The sequence below is a fragment of the Aeromonas simiae genome (genome assembly GCF_014892695.1).
GTDB classification, from domain to species: Bacteria; Pseudomonadota; Gammaproteobacteria; order Enterobacterales; family Aeromonadaceae; genus Aeromonas; species Aeromonas simiae.
In genome coordinates this window covers 2,112,715-2,130,675 of sequence record NZ_CP040449.1, presented here as the reverse complement: position 1 = coordinate 2,130,675, position 17,961 = coordinate 2,112,715, and the positions used below count along the sequence as shown (strand labels likewise).

18 protein-coding genes are annotated in these 17,961 nt (G+C 45.7%); all 18 read left to right on the top strand.

Features of this window, described 5'->3' with window-relative positions; genetic code table 11:
• Positions 1 to 7 precede the first annotated feature (7 nt).
• The 18 genes from FE240_RS10095 (at position 8) to rfbC (ending at position 17,956) form a co-directional block, all read left to right on the top strand.
• Entirely contained in the window at positions 8 to 1,201 is a 1,194-nt protein-coding gene (locus FE240_RS10095; protein WP_193000675.1) for a UDP-N-acetylglucosamine 4,6-dehydratase, read from the top strand.
• A gap of 9 nt (positions 1,202 to 1,210) precedes the next feature.
• Positions 1,211 to 2,353, top strand: coding sequence for a LegC family aminotransferase (locus FE240_RS10090; RefSeq protein ID WP_193000673.1), 1,143 nt, complete (start codon positions 1,211 to 1,213; stop codon positions 2,351 to 2,353).
• A 2-nt stretch (positions 2,354 to 2,355) separates the two neighbouring features.
• On the top strand, positions 2,356 to 3,516 hold the full coding sequence (gene neuC, locus FE240_RS10085; protein ID WP_193000671.1) for a UDP-N-acetylglucosamine 2-epimerase: 1,161 nt from the start codon (positions 2,356 to 2,358) through the stop codon (positions 3,514 to 3,516).
• A complete protein-coding gene (gene neuB / locus FE240_RS10080) occupies positions 3,513 to 4,586 on the top strand; it encodes an N-acetylneuraminate synthase (protein WP_193000669.1) in 1,074 nt (357 codons plus the stop codon). The genes neuC and neuB overlap by 4 nt, the downstream gene beginning before the upstream one ends.
• On the top strand, positions 4,579 to 5,223 hold the full coding sequence (locus FE240_RS10075) for an acetyltransferase (protein ID WP_193000667.1): 645 nt from the start codon (positions 4,579 to 4,581) through the stop codon (positions 5,221 to 5,223). The genes neuB and FE240_RS10075 overlap by 8 nt, the downstream gene beginning before the upstream one ends.
• Positions 5,224 to 5,235: 12 nt before the next feature.
• Positions 5,236 to 6,297, top strand: coding sequence for a nucleotidyltransferase family protein (locus FE240_RS10070; protein ID WP_193000665.1), 1,062 nt, complete (start codon positions 5,236 to 5,238; stop codon positions 6,295 to 6,297).
• Positions 6,297 to 7,268 carry a Gfo/Idh/MocA family protein gene (locus tag FE240_RS10065; RefSeq protein ID WP_193000663.1) on the top strand — a complete coding sequence of 324 codons (972 nt, stop codon included), beginning with the start codon at positions 6,297 to 6,299 and terminating at the stop codon, positions 7,266 to 7,268. Before FE240_RS10070 ends, FE240_RS10065 begins: the two co-directional genes overlap by 1 nt.
• A gap of 23 nt (positions 7,269 to 7,291) precedes the next feature.
• Positions 7,292 to 7,981 carry an acylneuraminate cytidylyltransferase family protein gene (locus FE240_RS10060; protein ID WP_193000661.1) on the top strand — a complete coding sequence of 230 codons (690 nt, stop codon included), beginning with the start codon at positions 7,292 to 7,294 and terminating at the stop codon, positions 7,979 to 7,981.
• Positions 7,981 to 8,751 carry an oxidoreductase gene (locus FE240_RS10055; protein ID WP_193000659.1) on the top strand — a complete coding sequence of 257 codons (771 nt, stop codon included), beginning with the start codon at positions 7,981 to 7,983 and terminating at the stop codon, positions 8,749 to 8,751. Before FE240_RS10060 ends, FE240_RS10055 begins: the two co-directional genes overlap by 1 nt.
• Positions 8,752 to 8,807: 56 nt before the next feature.
• Entirely contained in the window at positions 8,808 to 9,308 is a 501-nt protein-coding gene (locus FE240_RS10050; RefSeq protein ID WP_226798784.1) for an acyltransferase, read from the top strand.
• Positions 9,302 to 10,585: a lipopolysaccharide biosynthesis protein gene (locus FE240_RS10045; protein WP_193000655.1), complete on the top strand. Its 1,284-nt coding sequence runs from the start codon at positions 9,302 to 9,304 to the stop codon at positions 10,583 to 10,585. The genes FE240_RS10050 and FE240_RS10045 overlap by 7 nt, the downstream gene beginning before the upstream one ends.
• Before the next feature lies 1 nt (position 10,586).
• A complete protein-coding gene (locus FE240_RS10040; protein WP_193000653.1) occupies positions 10,587 to 11,582 on the top strand; it encodes a glycosyltransferase family 52 in 996 nt (331 codons plus the stop codon).
• The gene (locus FE240_RS10035) at positions 11,563 to 12,726 is read left to right on the top strand and encodes a hypothetical protein (protein ID WP_193000651.1); all 1,164 of its coding nucleotides are present in this window, start codon (positions 11,563 to 11,565) and stop codon (positions 12,724 to 12,726) included. Before FE240_RS10040 ends, FE240_RS10035 begins: the two co-directional genes overlap by 20 nt.
• A 1-nt stretch (position 12,727) precedes the next feature.
• Positions 12,728 to 13,831: a UDP-galactopyranose mutase gene (glf, locus tag FE240_RS10030; protein ID WP_193000649.1), complete on the top strand. Its 1,104-nt coding sequence runs from the start codon at positions 12,728 to 12,730 to the stop codon at positions 13,829 to 13,831.
• Complete coding sequence (locus FE240_RS10025; RefSeq protein WP_193000647.1) at positions 13,824 to 14,738, top strand: glycosyltransferase family 2 protein; 915 nt, start codon at positions 13,824 to 13,826, stop codon at positions 14,736 to 14,738. Before glf ends, FE240_RS10025 begins: the two co-directional genes overlap by 8 nt.
• A gap of 532 nt (positions 14,739 to 15,270) precedes the next feature.
• The gene (locus tag FE240_RS10020) at positions 15,271 to 16,503 is read left to right on the top strand and encodes a sugar transferase (RefSeq protein ID WP_226798783.1); all 1,233 of its coding nucleotides are present in this window, start codon (positions 15,271 to 15,273) and stop codon (positions 16,501 to 16,503) included.
• Positions 16,503 to 17,396: a dTDP-4-dehydrorhamnose reductase gene (gene rfbD / locus FE240_RS10015; RefSeq protein WP_193000643.1), complete on the top strand. Its 894-nt coding sequence runs from the start codon at positions 16,503 to 16,505 to the stop codon at positions 17,394 to 17,396. The genes FE240_RS10020 and rfbD overlap by 1 nt, the downstream gene beginning before the upstream one ends.
• An 8-nt stretch (positions 17,397 to 17,404) precedes the next feature.
• Positions 17,405 to 17,956: a dTDP-4-dehydrorhamnose 3,5-epimerase gene (gene rfbC / locus FE240_RS10010; protein ID WP_404800019.1), complete on the top strand. Its 552-nt coding sequence runs from the start codon at positions 17,405 to 17,407 to the stop codon at positions 17,954 to 17,956.
• The last annotated feature ends 5 nt before the right edge of the window (positions 17,957 to 17,961 follow it).

The following is a 17,961-nucleotide window of genomic DNA, read 5'->3' as shown; positions in this document are numbered from 1 at the left end:
ATATAAGATGAAAAACAACATATTATCTCTTATCGGAAGAAACAAAGACCTGTTTGTTGATGATATAAGCAGGAATGAGAAAGAGTTATCTGATATTGTCAGCCAGTCACGTTTTCTTGTATTGGGTGGGGCTGGTTCCATTGGACAGGCGGTAACCAAGGAAATTTTTAAAAGAAAACCTCTCAAGTTACATGTAGTTGATATCAGCGAAAACAATATGGTTGAGCTGGTGCGCGATATTCGCAGCTCATTTGGCTATATTGATGGTGATTTTCAAACTTTCGCATTGGACATCGGTTCTGTTGAGTATGACGCCTTCATCAAGGCTGACGGGGCCTACGATTATGTGCTGAACCTATCGGCGCTAAAGCATGTCCGCAGCGAGAAAGATCCCTTCACACTGATGCGGATGATTGATGTCAATGTATTTAATACAGATAAGACAATTGCCCAGTCAATCGCCGCCGGGGTCAAGAAGTATTTCTGTGTATCGACCGATAAGGCAGCTAACCCGGTGAATATGATGGGGGCTTCCAAGCGTATCATGGAGATGTTTCTGATGCGCCGCAGTGAACAGATTGCCATTTCTACTGCCCGTTTTGCCAACGTCGCATTCTCTGACGGCTCATTGCTGCATGGTTTTAATCAGCGTCTACAAAAACGCCAGCCTATTGTTGCACCAAACGACATCAAGCGTTACTTCGTGACGCCTCAGGAATCGGGTGAACTATGCCTGATGTCGTGCATTTTTGGTGAAAACAGGGATATTTTTTTCCCGAAGTTGAGTGAGGCCCTCCACCTCATTACATTTGCCGAGATAGCGGTAAAATATCTTGAACAGCAGGGCTATAAACCTTACCTGTGCCAGGATGAAGATGAAGCAAGGGCCATGATGGCCACTTTACCTGAGCAGGGTATGTGGCCATGCCTCTTCACTGAAAGCGACACAACTGGGGAGAAGGACTTTGAAGAGTTCTTCACCGAGAATGAAGTCTTGGATATGGCACGTTTTGAAAATTTGGGGGTTATAAAAAATGAACCTACCTATCAAAATGATCTGCTTGAGCACTTTGAACAGACCATTAAGTTGATGAAAGATACCCGCCAATGGGAAAAGAAAGAGATTGTCGAGCTGTTCTTCACTATGATCCCTGACTTTGGCCATAAAGAAACTGGCAAATACCTAGATAGCAAGATGTAAGGAGTCGGTGTGCATACTCAATTAATTCGCTTCATCCGCGATACCTATAAAACCGATGATTTCATTCCATTGCATGCTCCTACCTTTGCCGGCAATGAACGCAAGTATGTTCTTGATACTTTGGACAGCACGTTTGTATCCAGTGTCGGCGCTTATGTAGAGCGGTTTGAGCAACAGATTGCCGATTTCACCGGAGCTGGACGCGCCGTAGCAACCATGAATGGAACGGCAGCTCTGCATATTGCGCTCTATATGGCAGGCGTTAAAGCGGGTGATCTGGTGATCACTCAACCGTTGACCTTTGTTGCGACCTGCAACGCCCTGCATCATATGGGGGCTGAGCCCGTCTTTGTCGATGTTTCCCGGCAGAGCCTGGGCCTGTGTCCTGTCGCGCTGGCTGATTGGCTGGCTGCCAATGCCCAACGTACCGAAAGCGGTTGTGTGCACAAGGCAAGTGGCCGTCCTCTGCGCGCCGTTGTACCGATGCACACCTTCGGGCACCCGGTAGAGCTGGATGAGCTGCAGGCCGTCTGCCGGGAGTGGAACATCGCCTTGGTGGAGGATGCGGCCGAGAGTCTCGGCTCTTTCTACAAGGGCAAACACACAGGTACCATCAGTGATTTTGCGGCCCTGAGCTTCAATGGTAACAAGATCATCACGACCGGAGGTGGTGGCATGGTGCTGTGTCGCGATGCCCAGCAAGGCGCTCGTGCCAAGCACATCACCACCACGGCCAAGGTGCCCCATCCGTTTGAGTTCTATCACGACGAACCTGGCTTCAACTATCGTATGCCCAACCTGAATGCAGCGCTGGGTTGTGGGCAGATGGAAACATTGTCCCGTTTTCTCGAGCAAAAGCGGGCGCTGGCCATGCACTATGCCGAGTTCTTCCAAGATCAGCCGTGCCAATTTGTTACCGAGCCTTCCTATGGACGTTCCAATTACTGGCTCAATGCGATTGTCTGTGAAGATCAAACCCAGCGGGATACGCTGTTGACCGAGCTAAACAAGGCAGGGGTCATGACACGTCCGGTCTGGAAACTGATGCACCGGCTGCCCATGTTCGCTCATGCCTTACGTGGAGAGCTGGGTAATGCCGAATGGCTCGAGGCCCATCTTATTAATCTGCCCAGTTCGCCAGCCGAGGTTTGAGCATGGCTAAAACCATCGCGGTTTTTACCGGTACCCGGGCGGAATACGGGCTGCTCTATTGGTTGATGAAAGACATAGAGGCTGATCCTGATCTGACGCTCAAGCTGATTGTATCTGGCACTCACCTCTCGCCCGAATTTGGCTTGACCTACCAGCAGATTGAGCAAGATGGCTTCAAGATTGATGAGCGTGTCGAGATGTTGCTCTCGTCCGATTCATCGGTCGGGGTGGTCAAGAGTATGGGGGTGGCTCTGCTGGGGTTGGCCGACGCACTGAGCCGGCTGCAACCCGATGTGCTGGTTATTCTGGGAGATCGCTTCGAAGCTCTGGCTGCCGCCCAAGCCGCAATGCTGCTGCGTATTCCGGTTGCACATCTGCATGGCGGTGAGATTACCGAAGGGGCCTATGACGATGCTATTAGGCACGCCATCACCAAGCTGAGTTATCTGCATTTCACCGCAGCGGAACCTTATCGGCAGCGGGTCATCCAGTTGGGAGAAGCACCGGAGCGGGTATTCAATGTGGGGGCCGTTGGCCTGGATCATATCGTCAAAACCCCTCTCTACTCGATGAGTGAACTGCAAGCATCGCTGGGGTTTGAACTCTCCTCGCCGTTTTTTGTGGTGACCTATCATCCGGTCACCCTCGCCGATGAGCCGGCAGAAGAGAGTTTTATGGCCTTGCTGGCTGCACTCGATCGCTTTCCCGAGCATCAAGTGATACTGACTTACCCCAATGCTGACGACGGTGGCAGGGCAATTATCCCGCTGCTGGAGCAATATGCGGCAGCGTATCCAAAGCGGGTGTTAGCCATTCCCTCGCTGGGGTACAAACGCTATCTGAGTGCGGTTAAGCACAGTGCTGCCGTGATCGGCAACTCCTCGAGTGGCATTATTGAAGTGCCTTCGCTGGGGGTTCCTACGATCAACATCGGGCAACGACAGCAGGGGCGGCTGGCCGCGCAGAGCGTATTTCACTGTGATGCAAAGAGTGAGGCTATAACCCAAGCCGTCAATTGCGCATTGTGCCCGATGGACAAACAGGCCTTTATCAATCCGTATGGTGCCGGAGATGCCAGCAGCCAGATCGTGGCTCAACTAAAGGCGCTCACCCATCAAGCTATTAAACACTTCTACGATCTCGACAGGAGCCCGTCGCCATGATCCGTATCATCGCCGAAGCTGGCGTTAACCATAATGGTGATGAAACACTCGCCTTGGCACTGATCGATGCTGCCCATCGTGCGGGCGCTGATGTGGTCAAGTTTCAGACTTTTAAGGCAGCCAATTTGGTCACCCGGCAAGCCAAGCAAGCGGCCTATCAGGCTGCCAATACAGGTAAGGAAGAGAGCCAGCTTGCCATGCTCTCCCGCCTCGAGCTCTCGTTCGATGCTCATCTTCGCCTGATCGCCCATTGCAAGTCCCTCGGCATCGAGTTTCTGTCTACCGCCTTCGATACCGAGAGTCTGGACTTCCTGGTGAACCGGTTGAAGTTGCAAACACTGAAGATCCCGTCCGGAGAACTGACCAATGCTCCCTTCGTACTGGCCCATGCCCGCACTGGCTGCGAGTTGATCGTCTCGACCGGCATGGCCACATTGGCAGAAGTGGAAGCGGCTCTGGGGGTCATCGCCTTCGGTTTGACGGCACCGCTTGATGCTCAACCGGGGGAGGCTGCCTTCATGGCTGCCTATGCCAGCGAGGCTGGCCAGGCTGCCCTTGCCAGCAAGGTGACCCTGCTGCATTGCACGACCGAATATCCGGCGCCCATGGCCGATATCAACCTCAAAGCCATGGATACTCTGGCTCATGCCTTCCGGTTACCGGTTGGTTATTCGGATCACAGCCAGGGTATCACCATCCCTGTCGCTGCGGTGGCCCGTGGCGCCTGCCTTATCGAGAAGCACTTCACTCTGGATCGCACCATGGAGGGGCCTGATCACAAGGCTTCTCTTGAGCCTGGTGAGCTGGCTGCCATGGTTCGTGGGGTGCGCGATGTTGAATTGGCATTGGGTGATGGTATCAAGGGTCCGCGTCCTAGCGAGATCAAAAACAAGGAAATTGCTCGCAAGAGCTTGGTTGCGGCCTGCGATATTGAGCCAGGTACTCCGCTCAGTGCAGAGAACCTAGCGATTAAACGCCCCGGAGATGGCATGAGCCCCTATGCCTACTGGCAGCTTCTGGGACAACCTGCGAAGCGTGCCTATCAGGCAGGTGAACCTATCCGTGAATAAACCGGTTATCGTCCTGGGGGCGGGCGGGCATGCCTCTGTGCTGGTCGATATTCTGCGTAGTCAGGGGCGCTCCCCCATCGCCTTGGTTGCACCAGCTTCGGGTGTCGTGCGGGCTGCACTGGCAGATATTCCCTTCTGGCACGATGAAGAGAGCATCTTGACATATAGCCCGGATGAGGTGGTGCTGGTCAATGGTATTGGATCCCTGCCGGGCAACCTGCTGCGTGCCGAGCTGTTTGCCCGTTATCAAGCTCTGGGCTATCGGTTTGCCCGTGTTATCTCACCATGTGCCATGGTGTCGGATTACGCCGAGCTAGCCGAGGGGGTTCAGGTGATGGCGGGCGCCATTATTCAGGCGGGAACCCGGATAGGTCTGAACACTATCGTCAATACCGGTGCCATCGTGGATCACGACTGCCAGATCGGGGTAGATAACCATATTGCCCCGGGTTCTGTGTTATCCGGTGGAGTGCTTACTGGAGCCCGAGTGCATGTGGGGACGGGTGCTGCGATCATCCAGGGGATCGTGATTGGTGATGATGCGGTCGTCGGGGCTGGAGCCACAGTGACTCGTTCTCTGGAAGCGGCACAGATTGCATACGTTGCTAGGGGTAGCGTGCTGCCTATCAAGCAGTAGAGGATAGATTGAATGAGCAAAAATTGGGAAAAAGTAGTGTTGTCCACCGAACATACGGTGCGTGATGCGCTGACGGTGATTAATGCTGCTGCACTGAGGGTCTGCCTCGTGGTAGATGAAAAGCAGCATTTGCTCGGGGTCGTGACCGATGGCGATGTTCGCCGCGCCATCCTGAACAATGTCTCCCTGACGCAAAGCGTCACGGCCGTGATGAACCCCACCCCCATTACTGTCTCGGCCAAACTGACCCGTGCGCAGTTGCTGGAAACCATGCGTGAGCGCAGTATTCTTTCCCTGCCGGTGGTCGACGATGCTGGCAGGCTGATTGGGCTGGAAACCTGGGAGCAGGCGGCAAAAGCGCCGAGCTATGACAATCCCGTCTTCATCATGGCGGGGGGGTTTGGTACCCGTCTGCGCCCGCTCACCGACAACTGCCCTAAGCCCATGCTCAAGGTGGGGGACAAACCCATACTGGAGACCTTGCTCAGCCAGTTCCTCAAGGCGGGGTTCAAGAACATCTACATCTCCACCCACTATATGCCCGAGCAGATCACCGGCTATTTTGGCGATGGCTCAGCTTGGGGTGCCAATATTCGCTACGTCTATGAAGATACCCCTCTGGGAACCGGCGGCGCTTTGGGTCTGCTGCCCGCCGACATCCCTGCCCTGCCGCTTATCATGATTAATGGCGACGTGCTTACCACAGTGGATTTCAATCGCCTGCTCGATTTTCATGTGGAAAACGGTGCTGATGCCACCATGTGTGTGCGTGAATATGATTACCAAATTCCTTACGGCGTCATCACGGGTGAGGGAAACAAGATCACCAGCATGATTGAAAAGCCGGTCCATCATTTCTTTGTCAATGCCGGAATTTATGTCGTTGGCCCCCATATCGTCCAATCTGTGCAGAAAGGTGAGCGTGTCGATATGCCGACACTGCTTGAACGACACATGCAGGCAGACAAGCAAGTATTGATGTTCCCTATCCATGAATACTGGCTGGATATCGGTCGCATGGAAGACTTTCATCGTGCTCAATCGGATATATCTTCACTGGGGCTGCACTCATAATGGAACGTATTGCTGTCGTTGGCCTCGGTAATATCTCGGTTCGTCACAGAAGAAATTTAAAGCACCTTTATCCATCCGCTTCCATCTATGCCATGTCAGCCAGTGGTCAGGCTGCCGCAGCGGATATCAATGATTGTGATGCACTTGTCTCTTCAGTAGAGGAACTTATCCAGCATCGCATTGAGTTTGCGATCATCGCGTCCCCTGCGACATTGCATGCTGCCCATGCCATCCCTCTGATAAAAGCGGGCATTCCAGTTCTGATTGAAAAACCCCTGGCGGCATCACTTGCCGATTGTGAGGCCATTCAGGTTGCCAGCCATGAGCACAATACTCCAGTGGCTGTCGGATATTGCCTTCGTTATTTACCGTCGGCCATGCTCATGAAAGATCTGTTGACTGAGCAGAAAGTGGGCCGTTGCTACCATGTCCAGGTTGAAACCGGGCAATACCTGCCTGATTGGCGCCCCAGCAAAGATTTTCGACACAGTGTATCTGCTCGTGCAGAGCTGGGGGGAGGGGTATTGCTGGAGCTCAGTCACGAGTTCGATTATATCCAGTGGCTGTTTGGTCCACTTCAAGTAAAATATGCAAGCTTGTCTTCTTCCGAAGAGCTTGGCCTGTCGGTTGAGGACATGGCCGATATCATTCTTGGCGACAAAACTGGCGCCATTGCCACTGTTCATCTGGATTTTCTCCAACGAAAAGCACATCGCAAATGCCGCGTAATTGGCAGTGAAGGTACGCTGGAATGGGACCTGATTCAAAATTCGGTCTCATTGAGCTCGGCCAACGGTACTGAGGTCATTCATTGTGAGCCCGACTGGGATAAAAACCAGATGTACCTCGGCATGATTGCCGATTTTGTCAATCTTATTCAGGGTGCCAAGCATCACTGCATCTCTATCGATGACGCCACACGAACGGTTGCACTGATCGAAGCAATCAAAGCGTACTCTCATCATCGATAACACGTAACCGGATCTCGAATCAGATGAAAAATTTTGCGTTCATTTTCGCCCGGGGCGGCTCAAAAGGGTTGCCAGGAAAAAACATTCGTCCATTGGCGGGAAAACCTTTGTTGCAATATTCCATAGATACGGCGCTGGCATCACCATCGATTAGCCAGGTGTTTGTTTCTACGGATGATGCTGCCATTGCTAGCGTTGCAATCTCATCCGGCGCGGTGGTTATCGAGCGCCCATCCGAATTGGCGACAGATACCAGCCCGGAGTGGCTGTCTTGGCGACATGCCATTGAATGGACGACCGAGCATTATGGGGCATTCGATGGCTTCATCAGCTTGCCAGCAACCAGTCCGCTGCGCAGTGTGAGTGATGTTGAAGCAGCCATTGCCAAACGTCGTGAGCAGAATGCCGATATCTGTATCTCCGTCACGCCAGCCAACCGCAGTCCCTATTTCAACATGGTAAAGGAAACGGTGGATGGCTGGGTCGAGTTGGTCAATAAACCGACGGGCGATGTTGCTCGACGTCAGGATGCGCCTCCGGTTTTTGATATCACGACCGTGGTATATGCGACGACACCTGCCTTTGTGCTTGAACACTACGGGCTGTTCTCGGGGAAAGTCACCAGCATCGAAGTGCCGAAAGAGCGAGCTGTCGATATTGACGATATTTACGACTTCAAACTGGCAGAAGCTATCGTAGGAGAGCAGAAATAATGGAACATCTGTTGAACGAAAAACGCATTCTGGTGGCCGGTGCTGGCGGCTTGCTGGGCTCTCGTCTGGTGCCTGCCATTCTTGCCCAGGGCGGCAAAGTTATCGCGGCAGATATCAATGTCGATGCCACGGCCCAGCGTCTTGCCACTCAGGGGGTGGATACGGCAGACGACAATCTGACGTTGATACAACTGGATGTGACCAGTGAGGAAAGCCTCAAGGCATTTTTTGCACAACAAGAATATATGGATGGTGCTGTCAACACGACTTATCCGAGAAACAAAACCTATGGCGCACATTTTTTTGATGTGTCCCTTGCCAGTTTCAATGAAAATATTTCACTCCATCTTGGCAGTGCTTTCCTATTTACCCAGCAATGTGCTTCTTATTTCAAAGCCCATGAAACAGCCTTTTCATTAGTCAATATTTCATCCATATATGGTGTTGTTGCACCTAAGTTTGATATTTACAACAATACTAAAATGACCATGCCGGTCGAGTATGCGGCGATCAAATCCGCGATACAGCACTTGAGCAAGTATGCGGTAGCATATGTCAATGACAGCCGTTTCAGGGTGAACAACGTGAGCCCGGGTGGCATATTTGATCATCAGCCAGATGCGTTTTGCCAAGCATATAAGAGCCACACCCATGGTGCAGGCATGCTGGATGTATCGGAGATCATCGGCAGCATTATGTTCCTGTTGTCAGATCAGGCCAAGTATGTGACTGGGCAAAATATCATAGTAGATGATGGTTTTTCGCTATGAGAAGAATAATAGAAAGATTGAAATTTCTTTGGTCGGCCCCTCGGTTAGGGCCTGACATGCCCCTGACTTATTTCCTCTTCTTTTCAAGGCGACTGGCCCATAAAATTTGCATGCGCAAATTTTCATATTTTGGGGAGGGAGCTGATTTTCGTCTTGGTGCTTATGCGATTGAAACCAGCAGGATTTCCTTGGGAAAAAATGTCGTCATAAGACCAGGTACTATGCTTTTTGCATCCCCTCAATCAGACTTATCTATCCAGATATCAATCGAAGAAAATGCAATGCTGGGGTCCGGGGTTCATATCTATGTGTCCAATCATGCATTTAATGACGTCACCAAGCCTATTATTCAGCAGGGGCATCAGGATGTTAAGCCGGTCAGTATTGGCAAAGGTGCCTGGATTGGCGCAAACGCTATTATTCTTCCTGGTGTAAGTATTGGCGAAAACAGTGTCGTTGGGGCGGGCAGTGTGGTTACTCGCTCTATTCCTCCACGTGTCGTTGCCTGCGGTAACCCCGCGAAAATCGTGAAACGGCTGGATGACGAGGCATGTTGAAACTAACAGGGTTGCTGAGAAACTCAACGATTTATTTGGCCTCGAATATATTAAATGCCTTAGTCCCGTTCCTGTTACTGCCCATATTGACGCGCTATCTGACCCCTGATGAATACGGTCAGATAGCCATGTTTCAGACACTGATCACGGGGCTGGCCGCATTGACAGGGCTAAATGCAGTAGGAGCTGCCAACCGCAAATTCTATGACAAGCACGATGCTTCTGCCCTGGCCCTGTTCAATGGCACCTGCCTGCATATCCTGCTGCTCAGCTCATTGACCCTCTGGGTTGTCTGCTTCTTTTTGTCGGCAGAGCTCAGTCAATGGCTGAATATACCCACCTCATGGGTGTATTTTGCTCTTGTTATTTCAAGTGCCAATTTCATTATTCAGTTCAGATTGGGACAGTGGCAAATCAGGGAGAGGGCCGTTTCTTTCGGCGTCATGCAAGTCAGCCAAAGTGTCCTTGTACTGATATTGTCGTTGGCGTTGATTATCGGGTTTCAGCAGGGCGCCGCAGGACGTGTTGATGCGCTGATGGCTACCAGTGTCGTGTATGCAGGATTAGGGCTGCTGTTGCTCTATCGGGATCGCTTGCTGCTTTTATTGCCCCTGAAGAAGGCGTTTTTCAAAGAGGCGCTTTCTTTTGGAATTCCTCTGGTTCCACATGTATTTGGTATTTTTTTGTTGAGTTCGGTGGACAGGTTCTTCATCAATCAGGAATTGGGCGTGGCAGAGGCTGGTATCTATATGCTTGCTGTGCAGCTTAGCCTGGGAATGGCAGTCGTATTCGATGCAATTAATAAAGCATTGGTTCCATGGTTATTCCGAATTTTAGCAGATAAAGATCCACTGCGATTGGCTAAAGTAGTTAAGTTAACATATTTATTTTTTATTGTTGTCCTCTTTTTAGGTATTCTTTCATTTCTTATTGGGCCTTGGGTTATCTCATGGGTCGCAGGAGAAGAATATCAACGAGCTAGTTCTGTTATTGGTTGGTTATGTCTTGGACAGGCATTCAGTGGAATGTATTTAATGGTGACAAACTATATATTCTATGCAAGGAAAACAGGGAGGTTATCTGTAGCTACGATTTCGTGTGGGATATTGAACATATTGCTAATGTATTTCCTTATAAAATGGTTAGGGATCACTGGGGCTGCTATCGCATATTCATTTTCAATGTTGTTACGTTTTCTTATTACTTGGTTTATTGCATCGAGAGTTATTGAATTGCCATGGGGTTTGTTTTTTTACAGAGGCTATAGGGAAACTTGATATGATTTATAGTTTTTTTCTTAAAACATACTCCATTTCAAGAAATAAACAGATTGAAAATATTTGTGTTATAGACAATATTCATGGTCTGATGACATATATTTTTTATATGCCTACATCGATTGATTCTACCGTTTTCATCGTTTCAGATGGAGTACCTGAAAAGGTATGCAAGAAGTTAAAATATTATGTAAAAGTACCATCATTTAAAAATCATAATAAAGCCTTGGCTATTTTAATGCGAGTGGCAATGTTTTTTTGTTGCCATATTGCTGTGTGGTTGTTTTTTAAGAAAAATAACTATAAATATGTCGGGCATGATCATTTGTTTTTTTCCAGTCCATTTTTAATAAATGGATTTATCCTTATTGAGGATGGCTTAGCTAATTACGTTAAAAATAGCGAAAGAAAAAATAGCTTATATAATACAACAAGACAATTGTTTGGATACCAACCATGTTTTGGATACGATAAACGAATCAAAAAAATAATATTAACAGGGCTCGATATTACGCCTTTAGAGTTACAAGATAAGGCTGAAATCATCAATATCGCATCTAACTGGTGTAATATGGGACAATCGATAAGAAATATGGTTTATGATATATTCAATTACGAGTATGTTAACTTGAGTGATAGTGTAGTGATATTGACTCAACCGTTATCAGAGAATCAAATTATATCAGAAGACAAAAAAATAAAAATATATAAAGATATTGTGAATAAATATATCAATGAAGTTGATGGTGTAAATATAGTATTTAAACCTCATCCTAGAGAACAGACAAATTATAAAAATTATTTTGATTGTGAAGTCCTACCCAACGAGACACCCTTTCAAATAATTCTTTTAAACTCTACACCTAAAGTTATTGCGACATTATTCTCATCTGTTGCTTATGGAATTGAAGGCATAAGAGTCGATATGTTTGGTACGAGTCATTTAGAGGAAGTAGCAGAAAAAGTAGGTATTTATTATGGAAATGTTTGTCTATAAAAAATCTAGCCTACTAGATATCGTTGTATTGGTTTTTATTAATTCATATATATTGGCACAGGCCACAGATAATAAAAGTGCTTTGTTATTTTCTGTATGCTCAATTTTGTTTGCTGCAATATTTCCATTTATAATTTATAAGAAGTGTAAAGTAGTAAACAAAAGTAGTATAATAACTATTTTTTGTGTGGCTTTTTATATCGTTTTATTCATCATGGCAAATGACAACTTGCCTAAGGAACGATTGGTCTTTTATGGAATACTTTCATTGTCCAGCCTTATCCTTGCATATCATGCTGGGAGAGAATTCTTTAACATCCAAAAAGTTATAAATATACAATTAGGACTGGTGTTTTTTTTATTGCTGAGTTTTAAGGTTTACGCAATATTAAACACTATGCCTCTATATGCAGCAGTAAGTATATGGTTGAAAGGGTTTAGTTATAATTATATTTCAGCACATATAATTATTTTGTTAGCTTTGAAAATAGTAATTGATACACTAAAGAATGAACGTGTAGGTTTTAGAGTGTTACTTATTTCAAGCATTGCGTTTTATTTTTGTGTAGAGTTATATGGTCGTTCAGGAATATTTTTCTCATTTTTAATTCTAGTTGCAGTCGCTATTAATTTCATGCGAGATAGAGGGCTGGTTGTTGTTATTTTTAGCTCTTTTTTATTAGTCGTTTTTATTGTTATCTTATGGCTGAATGTTGATATAATTATTGATCTTTTGAATGAAACAAAATTTAAAGAAGGGGTGGATTCACCACGATCATTAATGTTGGATGAATATTTTAGTAATTTTGATCTATATAGTTTTGTTTTTGGTAAAAATCTTCATGATACCGTGTTAATTAAATCTTTTAATTTCAATCCTCATAATTCATATTTAAATGGTCATGTTGCATTTGGAGTTATAGGCGTTATATTTAACGTGGTAATATTATGCATGATACTTGCTGTATCCATAAAGCGTAGTGCACTTATTATATTTATGATTATGGTTATTTTAGGTCGTGCATTCTTTGATGTTTTAATATTCCCAGGAATATTCGATTTTATCATTTATGGGATCTTTTTCCTCATCTTTAATAAAAGATCATTCCAATCTACAGCGTTGCTACCAGAGAAGAGATGTTAATATGTATGATTATCTGATTGTGGGATCGGGTTTATTTGGGGCTGTCTTTGCTCATCAAGCAAAACTACAAGGTCGGAAGGTTAAAGTTATTGAACGAAGAGATCATATTGGTGGTAATGTTTATTGTGAAAATATAGAGGGCATTAATGTACATAAATATGGCGCCCATATTTTCCATACCAATGACAAAGTTATTTGGGATTATGTTAATCAGTTTGTCGAGTTTAATCGTTATACAAACACGCCAATGGCCTTATCAAAGGGGAAATTATATAACCTTCCTTTTAATATGAATACATTTAATCAGCTGTGGGGAGTTAAGACGCCTGCTGAAGCCAAAGAAATGATATTTAGGCAAAGTAAAGAGTTTTCAGGTAAAGAGCCAAGTAATTTAGAGGAACAAGCAATATCCCTTGTCGGGCGGGATGTGTTCGAAACGCTAATAAAAGAATATACAGAAAAACAGTGGGGGCGTGATTGTAAGGATCTGCCTGCCTTTATAATAAAGAGACTTCCTCTTCGTTATACTTTTGATAATAATTATTTCAATGATAAATATCAAGGCATACCGATAGGAGGTTATAACAAATTAATTGAAAATTTACTTGATGGCATTGAGGTTGAGACTGGGGTCGATTATCTTGATGACAGAGATAAATGGAATTCATTAGCGAAAAAAATTGTATATACTGGTCCAATAGATCGCTTTTTTAATTATTCTTTAGGAAAGCTAGATTATCGTTCGTTAAGATTCGAACACCAGCTCCTAGAATTGGATAATTACCAGGGGAATGCAGTTGTAAACTATATAGATAAAAAGTATGAGTTTACAAGAATAATTGAACATAAGCATTTTGAGTTTGGTAAGCAAGAAAAAACAGTGATAACAAGAGAGTATCCAAAAGAGTTTGAAGAAGGGGATGAATATTATTACCCAGTTAACGATAAAAAAAATAACTCATTATATATAGGATACAAATCCTTAAGAGAAAATTGTGTAAATGTGATTTTTGGGGGGCGTTTGGCTGAATACAAATATTATGATATGCACCAAGTTATAGCCTCTGCATTGAATATTGCTGAGAAGGAACTTATCAATGAATAAAAGTGATGTTGTCGTTATCGTTGTCACTTACAACAGAAAAGAACTGCTTGTAGTAACCATAGATGCATTGCTTAAGCAAACATTTCAGCCTAAGAAAATAATTATTGTTGATAATAATAGCTCAGATGGTACAGAGGTATTCGTAAAATCATTAGTAAATAAGCATTCTCATATTGTATACCATAATACTGGGGATAACTTAGGTGGTGCGGGTGGCTTCCATTATGGATTTAACGTGGCGGCTAAATATCATTACGACTATTTATGGTTAATGGATGATGATTTAGAGCCTTCCGTTGATTGCCTTCAAACTATGCTCGCCTTACAGCATGAAGGCATCATACAGCCAATTAGATTCAACTTAGATGGGTCATGTGCCGAGCTATCACCAATTAAATATGATCTTGATAGTGTCTTTAGGCTTAATCCCAAAAACTCTTGTGTTCTTGATGTATATAATCCAGAGTGCTCTGATGATTACATTGAAATTGAGGGTATACCATTTGAAGGGCCATTAATATCTAGAAGTGTTGTTGAAAAAATTGGCATGCCGAATCCTGATTTTTTTATTTTTTATGACGATCTTGATTATGCAATTAGGGCTAGAAATGCTGGATTTACTATAAAGTGCTCAACTAAAGCTAAGGCAACTAGATTATTAGTTAACAATCAAACTAATGATCTTAGGTCATGGAAAGGGTATTTTATGTTAAGAAATCTATTTTATATACACTATCAATATGGCAGTAATGCTTTTGTTAAGTTCAAGCCGTTTGTCATTGCGTGTGGATATCTTTTAAGATGCTTACTGGTTGGTGATTTTAAACAATGCAAAATCACATGGAATGCTTTTTTAGATTCATTTGCATTAAAAAATTCCAGTTTATATAAGCCAAAATCTAAATAAATTTAGACTAGATATAGTGAGACTATCAAAAATCATCAATTAAATTTTAAACTATATGTGCTGAGTTTTTATTAACTGTTATTATTGAGCATTTTACTCGGATGGTAGAGTCATATTGATATAATATATATTTGAAGCATTCGCTCCTCATTGAATATAAAACATTATTATATAAATTTGTACTGACGCTATGAGTTCTATTGTTTTTTGTTCTAGTTTTACTTTTTATTTTTGTTGAGGATGGTTGTAAAAATATACATTATACTATATGCCGTTGCGCGACGTAGATTGAGTTAAATATCATTTCTTGCAAATAAATTAACCACAGCGAAATGTCAGTGGGATATATGTTGGCACAAGTTGTTGTTAAGTTTGCCAGATAGTTTGTATCATTGGCTCAGCTATGTCGTCATCGCGTTGAAAAAATGAATTCGCGAGTAGAATTAGAAAACTATGTATTTTTTGACATTTATTTCGATCTCTGGGGGTAACTTTGTCTTTTCAACGCCGTCACTCACGCTGGTATGAGCGTGTGTTATTCAGCCCTCCTACCTTGTTCGTCTTCGGGGCCTTGCTGGCGGTCTGCCTGCCGGCTATAGAGCGCTGGGGCCTGGAGTTTTGGCATCATCTTGATGCTGTCCGGATCAATACTCTGAGCGGTGCCTTCGTGGCGTTTCTGCTGACAGGGATCGTACTGCACCGTTTCCTACGCTATCCGGGGGCCAGCCCGGTGGCCTACATGATCCCCACGGTGACCACCCTCTATGGTGCCCTTGTCGGGGTTCTTTTCTTTCTGCGCCTGCCTTATAGCCGTCAGGTGTTGTTCGAATCATATCTGGTGGCCTTGCTCTGCTGCTGGCTGGTCTACTTTATTGGCCGTCGCTACCGAACGCCCAAGTATGCGCTACTGCCTTTTGGCGCTTATCAATCGCTGCTCAAGCATGAGGGGGTCGAGTGGCGTCTGCTGGATAAACCCGATCTCGGAGCCGTTCGTTATGATGCCGTGGTTGCAGATCTTCGGGATGAAAAACTGGAAGGGGAGTGGGAGCGCTTTCTGGCGCGCTGTGCCCTGGCCCATATCCCTGTCTATCACATTAAGCAGATCAGCGAGACCCTGACCGGGCGTGTGAAGATCGATCATCTGCACGAGAATCAGCTCGGCTCTTTATTGCCATCGCCTGTCTATGCCTTCATCAAGCGGGGTATGGATATTCTGGCGGCACTGATTGCTATCCCGCTGTTCTCTCCCTTGATGCTGGCGACTGCGATCCTCATCAAGCTGGAAAGTCCGGGCCCTGTAATGTTCCTGCAAAATCGGGTAGGGAAAGGCAATCAAGATTTCTGTATCTATAAGTTTCGCAGCATGTGCAAGGACTCAGAAAAGGCTGGCGCCCAGTTTGCCCAAGATGGCGACATGCGCGTCACCCGGGTAGGGAGGGTGATCCGCAAGCTGCGTATCGATGAATTACCGCAGTTTTTCAATGTGCTTAAAGGGGATATGAGCCTGATTGGGCCAAGGCCTGAACAGCGCACCTTCGTCGATCAGTTCGAACGGGAGATCCCTTTTTATATGTACCGCCATATCGTGCGGCCCGGGATCAGCGGTTGGGCGCAGGTGGTGCATGGTTATGCTGCTGATGCCGACGATACTCGCATCAAGATCGAGCACGATTTTTACTACATCAAGCACTTCTCTCTCTGGCTGGATGTGCTCATTGTGTTTAAAACCATTCGAACTATTCTGACCGGGTTTGGGGCACGTTAATGCTCAAGATCTTGTTATTGGGCAATGGTCAGTTGGCAAGAGCACTCATTGAGTGCTCTTGCCATTTTCCTGTTCAGATAACTCAGGTCACTACTGCACAATGCCGTTTGGAGGATACAAAGGGAATACGTTCTTTTGTTATAAAAGAGAAGCCTGATGTTATTATTAATGCTGCTGCCTTCACGAAAGTGGAGTTAGCGGAGTCTCAACCTGACCTGGCATGGTTGATTAATGCAGCTGCAGTAGATGGTCTAGCAAAACTGGCATCTGAATACGATATTTTGTTAGTTCATATTTCTACTGATTATGTTTTTGGTGGTCAAGGGATAATTCCTTGGTGTGAAGAAGACCAGACTGCGCCTCTCAATGTATATGGAAAAACTAAACGGAGCGGTGAAGTTGCCATCATGGGGCAGTGTGAAAAATATCTGTTATTTCGAACCAGTTGGTTACACAGTCCATGGCGTCGTAATTTCATAAAATCCATGCTCACCTTGGGTATGAACAAAGAGCACCTTTCTGTTGTTTGCGATCAGATTGGGGCTCCGACGTCGGCTTGCATGCTTGCTAAGGCTATATTGCATGCGGTTGTAGTAACAAGTCATAAGCCTGAGTTAAGTGGGTTGTATCATGTCGCTGCTCAAGGAGAGACCTCTTGGTATGATTTAGCAAAATACTGTTTCTCTGTTGCAGGCAGTATGGGGATGGTATTTAAGGTTAAATCAATTGAGCCTGTGTTATCAGATGATTATCCTTCGATGGTACTGCGCCCACTCAATTCCAGGCTTAATACTAAAAAATTTTCACGCTATTTTTGGATGGAATTTCCTGCATGGCAAGATGATGTATCAGCGACGTTGAGCTCGCTCCTCCGTCAGCCTGAGCATAGATGAGTGTTGTAATGAGTGAGAATAATAAAATCCAAGATGTTATTTTAATATCCAGATCTCGCTACTGCGATAGTCGTGGCTATTTTAATGAGTTATCAAAACAGGACTGCACGTTCGCCGAGTACTCATTTGTACAGACCAATCACAGCCGTTCGCTACAAGGAACGTTGCGTGGTTTGCATTACCAGATAGGGAAACCACAAGGGAAACTGGTGCACGTTATTACCGGTCGTATCTTTGATGTGGCGGTGGATCTTCGCCCTGATTCTCCAACCTTTGGCCAATGGGTGGGGGAGTACCTCTGTGAAGAGCGTGCTGATTCACTGTGGATCCCCCCCGGTTTTGCCCACGGTTTTTATGTCTTGAGCCCGCAGGCAGACATTGTCTATGAATGCACAGCGCATTACAGCCAACCAGATGAACGAGCGATTCGCTGGGACGACCCAATGCTGGCAATTGACTGGCCCTTGTTAGAGAATGTGCCGCTGCGTCTCTCAGACAAGGATGATAATGCCCCTTTGTGGGATGAGAGCGCGTTTGATACTAACGACGATGCTAAATGAGAAGT